The following is a 10,735-nucleotide window of genomic DNA, read 5'->3' as shown; positions in this document are numbered from 1 at the left end:
CCGTTTCACGGGAATGGCATTGCATGGACTGTCGGGAGGCATAGCCCCCCGTTGTATATACGGGCCTCGACAGGAATCGTGACGCCCGTAGCGGAAACTTTTTTAGAGTCCGCGGGAAGGAGCCGGAACCGGAGCCGTTGGAGTGGGGCTCAGAGTGGGTGCAGGGCTGCTCGCTGGAGGGGAAGCCGGGCCTGATGGAGCCGATGGTTTGGGGGTTGCAGGTGTTGGGGGCGGAAACACTATCCACGAACCGGTCGGGGGAGCTGACGGCACAATAGCTGGGGGTGTCGGGGTGATTGCCCCTGTGGGGCTTTTCGGCGGGACCGTGACCAGGATCGGACGGGAAGGCTCAACAGGTAAATACGACTCCGGTTCCGGTCCCGTTTCCGGAAGCTCGGGAAGGACAGGAAGCAGGGGAAGCGCGATGTCGGGATCATCTGCCGGCTCCGACGGTGCGGCCTGGCTGGGGGTCCCTGCCGGGGGAAGATCAGGTGCCGTAGCAGGCCGCTTTTCCTCGGCGCCGGCTGGGAGCGCCGTTGGTTGTCCTGGCACCATGCTCAATGCGACAGCAGCTGCAGCAAGAGCCGCCACGAACGCGATCAAGACGCCGACAACCCATCTCTTCAAGCCCGCTTCCGGATCTTTCGATTGTTCCGCGTTGTGAGGTTGGGCAGTCTCCGGGCCGACCATTTCCAGGACGGGAGAGCCGGCCGCTATCCCGAGAAGCCAAGGTGCGACGGCCCGTCGCATGGTTGACCGGGCATCCGCCAGCGAGAGAATGGCGGAGGAGCAGGCGGGGCAGTCCGTCAGATGATTTTGCAGGCGCAGGTCTTCGGCGGGTGAGAGTCCTTCGAGTACGGACTTGGCCAGCAGGGGAAGATACGGCTTGCACTTCTCATCCAGAGACGACGCGATATACGCCTCCAGGTACGCCTGTCGCAAGCCTTTGCGCGCCCGGGCTGCAACCGCGGATACGGCGTTGGGTTCAAGACCCAGCAGCGGACCGACGTTTCGGGGCGGCTCGCCCTCAACGTCGACGTGCCACAGCACCGTTTGCCATCGGGGCGGCAGCGATGCGAACGCTGTACTGGCCAGCTTCCTGTCCGCCTCGTTCAGCACATGATCGTAGCCGGTTTCCTCTTCCGGAGTTTCCGCCGTGTCTTCGACCAGATCATGGCGTGAAAGAGCGTTCCAGTGATCCGCTGCGCTGGTCCTGACCGCCCGGAGCAAGTATGGGCGGAACGGTCCAGTCGGACCATTGCCGCGCTGGATCGCACTGACGGCTTTAAGAAACGCTTCGGAAGTGATGTCGTCACTGTCGAAATCGTTGCCGACCAGCCGTTTGGCAAAGGCCCGCGCAGCGGGAACATGCCGCCGGTACAGATTTTCAATGGCAGCTGCGTCATTGCCCTCCACGCTACGAATGAGGTCCTCATCCGAAGGTTCACCGACCTCCTCCTGGGCCGGAGCCGCGGGCTCTCTCACTGAGCCGCTCGATGTGGTCGTCCGCACGTAGCTGTTTGCGGGCAGGTCCCTGCCCCGTGCCGGTAGTTCAATTCGTTGTGTCCCCCCATGCGTTCCCCATGCAGCGTGTAAACCGGAAAAGGAAGCATTCCGTTTCCAGGCCTTCCGGCGAACTCTCAGAATGGAGAGCTTCAGCACTGCTCAGGGTTCCACCTTGGACTTTGCCCAGATGGAAGCTCTCCAAGGGAGTGGTGAGGACAGGGAAGGAACGCCGTCAACGAGCATTCTATAGGACAACATAAGTACGCTTATTAACCGAGAGTTGGCTGCCAAAACCGAACGGCCGGTCCATCATGATCGGGGAGAAAGCGGCGGAGCTGATCCTCGGCACATAAACCCTCTTTGAGGGACACTCAGGCGAGTCCCGGCACTCCGTCGTTGATGGTGAAGGACTTCTTGGTACTGGCCGGGGCGCCCGGCGTGGTGACGTAGTCCAGCACGCGGAAGTCCGCGGTCATGGCGTCCTTGGTAATGCGCGTGTTCACATAGCCGCGGTTGTCGTTGTAGAACTTCAGATGCGGGTTCCACGCCATGGTGGGATCTGTAGTGGAGCCATTGCCGTCACCTGTGGAACTAATGGACGAGCACACCAGTTCCGAGCCCACCACAGCTGCCGCCGGGTCCTTGTAATCCACCTTGAGGTCGGTGGCCCAGTGGCGGTGAACGTCGCCGGTCAGTACGACGGCGTTGCGGACCTTTGCGTCCACCCAGCCTTGGGTGATGCGGCGGCGGGAAGCGGCGTAACCGTCCCAGCCATCCATGGAGACGTCGTCGATTTCCGGCGCCTTGTCACGGTCCCGCTCGGCGAAGAAGACCTGCTGGCCCAGAATGTCCCACCGCTGCGTGGAGTTCTTGAAGCCGTCCAGCAGCCACTTCTCCTGTTCGGCGCCGGTAATGGTGCGGTTCTCGTCCAGGCGTTCGACCACGTTCTTCCGCCAGCCATCGCCCGCCAGCTGGTCGTCGCGGTACTGGCGCGTGTCCATCATGTGGAAGTTGGCCAGCTGGCCCCATTGGATAGTGCGGTAGATCTTCATGTCGAACCCGGCGGGGACTGATGACCGGCGCAGCGGCATGTTCTCGTAGTAAGCCTGGAACGCTGCCGAGCGGCGCTGCCGGAAATGTTCCGTGGTGTCGTTGAGCTGGCTGGCGTCGTTGTTCTCGGGGATCTCATCCGCCCAGTTGTTGTCCACTTCGTGGTCATCCCACACCACCAGCCACGGCGCGATCGCGTGCGCTGCCTGCAGATCGGCGTCGGACTTGTACTGGGCATGCCGCTGGCGGTAGCCCGCCAGGGTGCTGGTCTCGGGTCCTTCATGATCGCGCGGGTTGCCGCCGCCGATCACGTAGCTGCCCTTCTTGTATTCGTAGAGGTAGTCGCCAAGGTGCAGCACTAGGTCCGGGTGGTCCTCGGCCAGCCGCTTGTACGCCGTGAAATAGCCGTGCTCGTATTGGGCGCAGCTGGCGAACGCCATGGCCAGCGCCGCGGGGGTCTCGCCTGGCGCCGGACTGGTCAGAGTGCGGCCAACCTCGCTCACGTGCCGCCCCGTGCGGAAACGATAGAAGTACTCCCGTCCCGGCCGGAGGCCCCTGAGTTCTGCGTGCACCGAGTGGGCGGTTTCGATCCTGGCATGTTCGACGCCGCGGGCTACTACCCGGCGCATCGCCGGGTCTTCCGCGACTTCCCAGGCGACGGCGACGGAGCGGGAAGGCATGCTGCCCAGGCCGTCCTCGGCCACGGGGTTCACCGCCAGGCGGGTCCAGATGACAAAGCCGTCGGGCCACGGTTCGCCCGACGCGATGCCAAGCGTGAACGGATCGGTGCGGAGACCGGCGTCGTCCGCTGTTGAAACCGCGACGGCGGCCTGCGGCAGGGCGGCTGACACACCGGCGGCGAGTCCGGCACCCAGGCCGGCTGAGATGAGGGACCTGCGGGAGATTTTTTCCATAAGACCGACCCTAGGAAACCGGGGTTGACTGGACCCAAGGACGGCGTGAATGCGTGGTTAATTGTGTGACAAGAGGTGTCACCCCACCCCGGGGCGGTGTCTGCCCGCAGGGAGGCTCGTCTATGCTCAGTTCATGATCAAGGGGGAGCGCCCTCAGCGGCCGGGTGTGGTGACATTCTCGGTGGTGCTGATGTACATCGGTGGCATTGCCCAGATCCTTCTCGGGATCCTGACGATTTTCCTGCGGTACACCCCGGAAGCCCAGTCCGGCGGCATAGCCTTGCCCATCACCTTGCTGGGTGCCGGAATGATCTTGTTCGGGATGCTTGTCATTGGGCTTGCCTCCGGCGTGGCGCGGGGAAGCAACGCGGCACGCCGTGGGGCAACGGCGGTCATGCTGCTGGGGCTGGTCTTTGCCGTGCTGGACCTCATCATTGCCGGGGATGGAGACTGGTCGGCAGTCATCTCCCAGTCCATTGCCACGGTCGCCGTGCTGGTGCCGCTGTGGGTCGGACGCGGACGCCGCTACTTCGAGACCCGCTGATGCAGTGCCTCCTGGGCATCCCGGTAGGCAACGCGGCGATGAACGAAGCGGACGATCTCAATCAGCGCGATGCAGGCTACGGACGTTCCCAGGATCAGGAGTGCCGTGGGAAGCGTTGGGTCGGTGAATTGCAGGAAGTCCCGGGCGATCGGAACTGAATAGACCAGGACCAGCCCGATCATCATGGCGCCGATGACCAGCCCCTTGAAGCGTGTGACAGGGCGTGAGAGCACCACAAGGATCCAGATGCCGATGATTGTCAGGATGAGGGTTGACCCGGTCCTTATTTCGGCTTCCGGAATCTGCAGATTGGCGGCGAGGCGGGCGTAGGAGGCAAGGCCCAGGGTCACGGAGACACCCGCCGGCACGGCGAAGGTCAAGGATCGCCGGAGGAAACCCGGAATATAACGCTGGGCGTTAGGCAGCAAGGCCAGGAAGAACGCCGGAATGCCGATGGTCAAACCATCAGTGACTGAGAGCTGCCGGGGAAGGAACGGGAAAGGCAGCAGGAGAATGCCGAACGCGATGGCCAGGAACGTGGCGTAGGCGGTTTTCGTCAAGAACAGCATGGAGACGCGCTCGATGTTGGCGATGACCTGCCGGCCTTCAGCCACCACGCTGGGCAGGTGCGAGAATTTCCCGTCGAGGAGCACCAATCGGGCCACCGCCTTGGTAGCTGCCGCACCGGAGTTCATGGCGACACCGATGTCGGCCTCCTTGATGGCCAAGGCATCGTTCACCCCGTCTCCGGTCATGGCCACCGTACGGCCGGCCGCCTTCAATGCCACCACGATCCGCTTCTTCTGGTCCGGGGTCACCCGGCCGAAAACCACGTTGTTGTTGATGACGTCCAGGAATTCCTGGTCATTATCCGGCAACTCGCGGGCGTCAAAGCCGTGCGGCGCATCGAGCCCGACCTCCCGGGCTATGGCGGCTACTGTCTGCGGGTTGTCACCCGAAATGATGCGGACATCCACGTCCTGTGCCGCGAAGTAGGTGAGCGTCTCCGCAGCATCAGGGCGGATGTTCTCCTTGAAAGTCAGGAGCGCAACCGGGACGGCGTCCGATGGTACGGTCTCGTCATCGGTGGGCGTTCCGTGGGCCAGGACCAGTGTGCGGCGACCGGTGGTGGCCAACTCTGCGGCTTGAGTGGCCAGCTGCAGCCGCTCCGGATTGGTGGAATCGTCCCCGGGGAACACCATTTCGGGGCCGCCCAGGATCCACATGCCGTCGTCGAAAATCACCGCGCTCCATTTGCGCGCTGACGAGAACGGCACACGGTCTGTTGGCGCGTCCGGGGGCGGAGTGGTGAAGTGCCCTGCAAGGCTGCGGGCCGTGGCGTTGGCATCGTTCTGCACCCCGTACCAGGAGAGTACGGCCTCCCAACCGGGGCGTTTGGTCAGGGGATGCGCGGCGTCGAAAATGATGTCGCCTTGGGTGAGCGTCCCGGTCTTGTCGAGGCAGATGATGTCTACGCGCGCCAGGCCCTCGACGGCGGGTAGCTCCTGCACCAGGACCTGTTGGCGGGCGAGCTTCACCGCGCCTACGGCGAAGGTAATGCTGGTCATCAGCACCAGCCCCAATGGGACCATGGCGACGACGGCGGCAATGGTCGCCGTCGCCGCGTCACGCCAAGCGCCACTCGCCGAAGCCTCAGCCCACCCGCCTTGGGCAATCATCTGGGCGTTCAGAACCAACAACGCCACGGGACCCACGAACCACGTGACCCATTTCAGGACGCGGTCTATGGAGGACCGAAGTTCCGAGGCCACCAGGGAGAAACGCTTGGCTTCGGCCGCGAGGGAATTCGCAAAGGAATCCGCGCCCACCCGGTCCACCACCGCTGTGCCTTCCCCGGCCACCACCACGGACCCGGACAGGACGCGATCACCGTCGGCCTTTTCCACGGCGTCCGACTCCCCGGTCAGCATGGACTCGTCCACTTGGAGGCCCCGTGATCCGGCCACTAGCCCGTCGGCGGGCACTTGGTCACCGGCCCGGAGGACCAGGGTGTCATCCAGCACTACGTCGTCCAGATCGATGTCGGCCTCGGAGCCGTTGCGCATCACCCTGGCGTGCGGGGCGTTCAGGAGGGCGAGGCGGTCCAGGGCACGTTTGGCCCGATACTCCTGGACGCTGCCGATCACCGCGTTGGCAATGGCACTGAACCCGAACAGGGCATCCTGCCAGCGGCCGATCGCGAACAGGACAATGAAGCAGGCCAGGATGATGCCGTTGAACAGGGTCAGCACGTTGGCGCGGACAATGCTCCACACGCTGCGGCTGGTGTCCTGGACGAACGCGTTGGTTTGTCCGGCGGCGACCCGCTCGGCGACCTCGGCAGTGCTGAGCCCTTGCGCTGCAGGTGCTTGTTGGACGGCAGCCCCGGCTTGGTCCTTCTCGTTTGGCACTCAGGCCCCCGTAGTTGAGTCGGTTCAGGGATGGGTGGTGCGATGGGATTGAGTATGCCAGCCGCGGCGGGGTATGTCGCCGTCGTGATGGTGGTGTTGATTACCGCCCTGGTCGTGCTGGGACGGCGGTACGCACCCGCCGTCGAACGCTTCCGTTTTTGCCTGCTCTAAAGCCGCCGGCTCCGCGAGCGGCGCGCGCTGCGCCCGTCCCCGTACAACGATCAGTGCGATGACAGCGATCAGTATGTAGACCAAATTGGCCGGGCCGGCCAGCAACACCAGCGGGCTCTGGGGTCCCGCAGCCGCCTGGTCAATACCGCCCGTGGACAGGAAGAGTGTGGGGTCGTAGAGGGCGTGCACGATTATGGGCCAGATGAGGTTGCCCGTGACCCGCAGGGTCAAGTACATGCCGCTACCAGCGTCTCAGCGAACCCATCGATTGGCGCTGGCAGGAGCACTGGAATGACGATGACGGACTCTAGCCCGCCGCCGCTTCCTTGGGCTGTTACTACGTGGTCTGCCGCTCAGAGCCCTTCCACCACGCCACTGTTGCCGCTGCAGCTTCCGGCAGGGGAGTCGGTTCCAGGCCCAGAAGTCGCTGGCTTTCCGAGGAGTCCATCACGAACGGGCGCTCGAACTGGTACAGGAGTTCGGCCAGCTCGCGCATATCCGTGGAGAAGATGCCCGCCACTCGCAGTACCCAACCCGGTATGGCACCCACCTTGGGTGCACCAACACCAGCGGCGTTAGCGTGCGCGGTTGCCATTTCCCGTTGGGTCACAGCCGGGCCGGTGGGGGCATGCAGCACGCTGTTCCAGAGTTCGGGCTTCTGGGCAGCTGCAATCATGGCCGCTGCGAGGTCCGGGACGTACGTGAAGGAGTGGGACTGGTCCGTAGCTCCGATGAACTGCACGGCCTTGCCCGCCAGAATCGGCGTGACCATGCGCTCGCCGGCATGAGCTGTCTTCACGCGTGGTCCGAAGAAGTCGCCGGCCACCACGCTGACCGTGTTGGTTGCGTGGGCCTGCCGCGCCTTCAGCAACGCAGTCCGAATGCCGCGTTTGCCTCCGTTAGCTTCCCGCGGGCTGGATTCCGTCATGATCCGGTCCGGCTCGCTGTACGAGTAGAGACTTTCGGGGAAGACGACGACGGCGCCCGCGGCCGCCGCTGCGTCCATCACCACTTGCTCGGCGTGGGGGAGTTCGGCGGCCCACGCTGCTGCCCTGTAGGCGGATCCGTGGATGCAGTGGAAGACGGCGCTCGCACCTTCCACTGCTTGATTCAACTGCGCAGGGTCCGAGACGTCCGCCCGGACCCGCTCAATAAGGGGATGCTCCGGACCGCTGCCCGAGCGCGTCAGAACGCGTACCTGATGCCCTTGGTCTGCCAGTTGCTCCGCGACGGTGTAGCCAACGGGGCCTGCTCCTGTGACGACGTACATGGGGTCCTCTTCCGGGGTTGATGTCGCAAAGATCAAAAAGCGAGAGCAGTGCTCTCTCAATCAGAATGAGCGCTCATCGTCGGAATGTCAAGAGCACTGCTCTCATTTGTTGACAGCGCTCTCGATTGTGGCAAGCTGTGGTCATGACTTCTGCTGAACCCGCCGCCGCCAAAGGTAAGGGCAAGCCCCTCACGCCCCGCGAACGTGCCCGCACGCAGACGATCGCCGACATCATCCGGCTCGGACGCGAACACCTTGCTGTTCATGGTGCGGCCGCCCTTTCACTCCGCGCAGTGGCGAGGGATCTCGGCGTCGTGTCCTCTGCCGTGTACCGCTACGTGGAGAATCGGGATGAACTCCTCACGCTCCTGCTGATCGACGCCTACAACCAGCTTGGCGACGCCGTCGATGAAGCAGTGAATGCCGAAGCGCACGATGACTTCACAGCGCAGTTCAGGGCGCTGGCCCGGGCGGTGCGTACGTGGGCCATCCGCGAACCGGCCAGCTATTCCCTCCTTTTCGGCAGTCCCGTGCCGGGATATCAAGCCCCGGGTGAGCGCACTACCGTCCCGGGAACCCGGGTCATTGTTCGCCTCGTCGGTATCCTCGATGCCGCCTACCGGGCAGGCGCGCTCAACGCCGCGGTGAGTCCCGCCGTCGTGGTTCCCGAAGGGTTGGCCGCGGACCTGGCAGCCATTCGCGGCGAGATGAATCTCGCCGCGCCCGACGCCACCTTGGCGCGGGGCGTCCTGGTGTGGACGTCCGTGTTTGGGGCCATTAGTTTTGAGGTTTTCGGGCAGTACGGGCGCGATACCTTCGCCGCCCGCGATGAGCTCTTCGACCACCAGCTGAGCGTCCTCCAGGGTGTGGTGGGGCTCCAAGGCTAGGGCGCTACAGTATTCAGATGGTTCGAGGGCTGGCAGACATCGGTGCGGAGGGCGTCCTGCTCGCCGGTGCCGGACGCGCCATTCTCCTGCAAATCGCCGACCCCAAAGTAGGGCACGGCGTAGCTGAGCACAGCAATTTCGCTGAGCGTCCCATGGACCGGCTGCGCGCCACCATGACGTACGTCTACGCGGTGGTCTACGGGTCAGAGGAGCAACTCAAAACCGTTCGTCGCGCCGTCAACCGCGCCCACGCGCCGGTTCGCCGGGAACCCGATGGCGCCACCAAGGGATACAACGCTTTCGACGCCGAGTCCCAGCTGTGGGTGGTCGCCACCCTCTACGAGACCGCTGTCACCGTTTACGAGCAGATCCACGGAAAGCTCGACGACGACACCGCCGACCGCATTTACCGCGAGTACGCGCGGATCGGGACAGCCCTGCAGCTTCCGGCGGACAGGTGGCCGGCCGACCGTGCTGCGTTCGCTGCCTACTGGGACGATCAGGTGCGCGGACTCCACCCCGACGATAAAGCGCTGAGGGTTGCCCGGGACCTGCTCTATCCTGCCGGTGGACCGCTGTTCCTGCGGCTGGTGATGCCGCTGGCACGTTTCCTGACCGCTGGCCTGTTGCCGGACCATCTGCGTGAAGGCTTCGGTTTTGAGTGGAGTGCCGGCCAAGCCCGCCGGTTCGAGCGGACCATGCGGATGATGGGCCGTGTTTATCCGCGGCTGCCGGAGAGGATCCGGCACTGGCCCCGCGACTACTATCTGGGCCGGCTTGTTGTGGAAGCCGAGGTCCCGCATGCGTAGTTCCACCTCGGTGGAAGAGTCCATCGACGCACTTGCCCACCGCTACTTGGACCGGTTCCGGGGAGGCCGCCTGCAGGCCGGGCTCACCGAGTTCGTGGTCTTTGGACTTAAGCAGGCCTGGGCGTGCGTGTTCGGCGCTGCGTTGCTCGCCGTGATCATCGGGGCCCGTCTCTGGTATCCCTCGGATGCAGGGCTGGCCAGGAACGATTTCCTGACCCTTGCCGCGGTCGTCATTCAAGTCCTGATGATCGCTTTCAAGCTGGAGACCCTGCGGGAACTGCGGGTGATCCTGCTGTTCCATGTGGTGGGCACGGTGATGGAGTTGTTCAAGACGGACGTCGGATCCTGGGCCTATGAGGCGGAGGGTGTCCTGCGGATCGGCGCCGTGCCCTTGTTCAGCGGGTTCATGTACGCCGCCGTTGGGTCCTACATGGTGCGGGTTTTCCGGCTGTTCGACCTCCGCTTCGATCGATACCCCCGCCGGTGGATCACGGCCCTCGTTGCTGCCGCGATCTACGTGAACTTCTTCTCGCACCACTACATCTTCGACGCGCGATGGGTGCTGCTGGCTGCCGTCGTGCTTGTCTATGGGCGGTGCGTGATGCACTTCAGGGTGTTCCGCCGTCGCTTCCGTATGCCCATTCTGGTGTCTTTCCTGCTGGTGGCCCTCTTCATTTGGTTCGCCGAGAACATCGGCACGTGGTCCCGTGCGTGGCTGTACCCGAACCAGCTGGAGGGCTGGCAGGCGGTCTCCATCGACAAGCTTTTGGCCTGGTTCTTGCTCATGATCATTTCCGTGGTGCTGGTGGCGTGGGTGTACAAGCCGGAGCCGCTCGACGCTCCTGCTGACGCGGAGACTCCTAGGCTTCGCCGCGTAGCGCCTTGAGTGCGGCACGCCGGGCCTGAAGCAAGGGCTCGACGTCGGACACCCGGGTTAGGCGGACTGCTTTCGGTGGGTTCGGGGTGCCTCGGGCATCAATCACGACGCCGAATCCGCCCACGGAGCCGGCCGCCAGCCACGAGGTGGTTCCCGGCCAGAGGGTGAAATCGGCGGGGATGCCTTCAACGGTGATGGTGAATCGCTCGGCCACGAGGGCTTTGAAGGTTGAACAGTGGGAGAAGGTGCACGCCGTCGCGGACTTCTTGGTCTAGCCGGTCGTTCATCGCCCAGAA

The 10,735-nt window shown here is 64.1% G+C and carries 10 protein-coding genes; 4 read left to right on the top strand and 6 right to left on the bottom strand.

Annotated features, from left to right (window positions below; all coding sequences use genetic code 11):
- Positions 1-102: 102 nt before the first annotated feature.
- Together QEH68_RS18330 and QEH68_RS18325 are read right to left on the bottom strand one after the other, a co-directional pair.
- Entirely contained in the window at positions 103-1,485 is a 1,383-nt protein-coding gene (locus tag QEH68_RS18330) for a sigma-70 family RNA polymerase sigma factor (protein ID WP_280623941.1), read from the bottom strand.
- 392 nt (positions 1,486-1,877) lie between these two features.
- Positions 1,878-3,470, bottom strand: coding sequence for an alkaline phosphatase D family protein (locus QEH68_RS18325; protein WP_280623939.1), 1,593 nt, complete (start codon positions 3,468-3,470; stop codon positions 1,878-1,880).
- Positions 3,471-3,603: 133 nt separating this feature from the next.
- Here QEH68_RS18325 and QEH68_RS18320 point away from each other — a divergent pair, with 133 nt between their 5' ends.
- On the top strand, positions 3,604-4,014 hold the full coding sequence (locus QEH68_RS18320) for a hypothetical protein (protein ID WP_280623937.1): 411 nt from the start codon (positions 3,604-3,606) through the stop codon (positions 4,012-4,014).
- Here QEH68_RS18320 and QEH68_RS18315 read toward each other — a convergent pair.
- From QEH68_RS18315 to QEH68_RS18305, 3 genes are all read right to left on the bottom strand, one after another.
- Positions 3,996-6,425, bottom strand: a complete 2,430-nt coding sequence (locus QEH68_RS18315; RefSeq protein WP_280623935.1) for an HAD-IC family P-type ATPase — start codon at positions 6,423-6,425, stop codon at positions 3,996-3,998. The two genes, QEH68_RS18320 and QEH68_RS18315, sit on opposite strands and share 19 nt — an antisense overlap.
- A gap of 24 nt (positions 6,426-6,449) precedes the next feature.
- Positions 6,450-6,833 (bottom strand): hypothetical protein, encoded by a 384-nt coding sequence (locus QEH68_RS18310; RefSeq protein WP_280623933.1) that lies wholly within the window; start codon positions 6,831-6,833, stop codon positions 6,450-6,452.
- Positions 6,834-6,933: 100 nt separating this feature from the next.
- The gene (locus QEH68_RS18305) at positions 6,934-7,866 is read right to left on the bottom strand and encodes an NAD-dependent epimerase/dehydratase family protein (protein WP_280623931.1); all 933 of its coding nucleotides are present in this window, start codon (positions 7,864-7,866) and stop codon (positions 6,934-6,936) included.
- Positions 7,867-8,009: 143 nt separating this feature from the next.
- Between QEH68_RS18305 and QEH68_RS18300 the strand changes: the two genes are divergently transcribed.
- The 3 genes from QEH68_RS18300 to QEH68_RS18290 are packed head-to-tail and all read left to right on the top strand — an operon-like array spanning position 8,010 to position 10,448.
- Positions 8,010-8,753, top strand: a complete 744-nt coding sequence (locus tag QEH68_RS18300; protein ID WP_207595112.1) for a TetR/AcrR family transcriptional regulator — start codon at positions 8,010-8,012, stop codon at positions 8,751-8,753.
- Positions 8,754-8,770: 17 nt separating this feature from the next.
- The gene (locus QEH68_RS18295; protein WP_280623928.1) at positions 8,771-9,562 is read left to right on the top strand and encodes an oxygenase MpaB family protein; all 792 of its coding nucleotides are present in this window, start codon (positions 8,771-8,773) and stop codon (positions 9,560-9,562) included.
- Entirely contained in the window at positions 9,555-10,448 is an 894-nt protein-coding gene (locus QEH68_RS18290) for a DUF817 domain-containing protein (protein ID WP_207595108.1), read from the top strand. Before QEH68_RS18295 ends, QEH68_RS18290 begins: the two co-directional genes overlap by 8 nt.
- On the opposite strand, the gene QEH68_RS18285 is transcribed toward QEH68_RS18290, so the two are convergent.
- Positions 10,423-10,653, bottom strand: coding sequence for a hypothetical protein (locus tag QEH68_RS18285; protein ID WP_280623925.1), 231 nt, complete (start codon positions 10,651-10,653; stop codon positions 10,423-10,425). The two genes, QEH68_RS18290 and QEH68_RS18285, sit on opposite strands and share 26 nt — an antisense overlap.
- Positions 10,654-10,735: the final 82 nt, after the last annotated feature.

This window comes from Paenarthrobacter sp. OM7, assembly GCF_029873575.1.
Lineage (GTDB): Bacteria > Actinomycetota > Actinomycetes > Actinomycetales > Micrococcaceae > Arthrobacter.
Note: the sequence above shows the minus strand (reverse complement) of the source record. Positions and strands in the feature narration are given on the sequence as shown.

What these genes read in the sequence shown, in the direction of transcription:
- QEH68_RS18320 (WP_280623937.1), top strand. Translation starts at nt 3,604, where the DNA reads ATGATCAAGGGGGAGCGCCCTCAGCGGCCGGGTGTGGTGACATTCTCG.
- QEH68_RS18295 (WP_280623928.1), top strand. Translation starts at nt 8,771, where the DNA reads ATGGTTCGAGGGCTGGCAGACATCGGTGCGGAGGGCGTCCTGCTCGCC.
- QEH68_RS18290 (WP_207595108.1), top strand. Translation starts at nt 9,555, where the DNA reads ATGCGTAGTTCCACCTCGGTGGAAGAGTCCATCGACGCACTTGCCCAC.
- QEH68_RS18325 (WP_280623939.1), bottom strand. Translation starts at nt 3,470, where the DNA reads ATGGAAAAAATCTCCCGCAGGTCCCTCATCTCAGCCGGCCTGGGTGCC.
- QEH68_RS18310 (WP_280623933.1), bottom strand. Translation starts at nt 6,833, where the DNA reads ATGTACTTGACCCTGCGGGTCACGGGCAACCTCATCTGGCCCATAATC.
- QEH68_RS18305 (WP_280623931.1), bottom strand. Translation starts at nt 7,866, where the DNA reads ATGTACGTCGTCACAGGAGCAGGCCCCGTTGGCTACACCGTCGCGGAG.
- QEH68_RS18300 (WP_207595112.1), top strand. Translation starts at nt 8,010, where the DNA reads ATGACTTCTGCTGAACCCGCCGCCGCCAAAGGTAAGGGCAAGCCCCTC.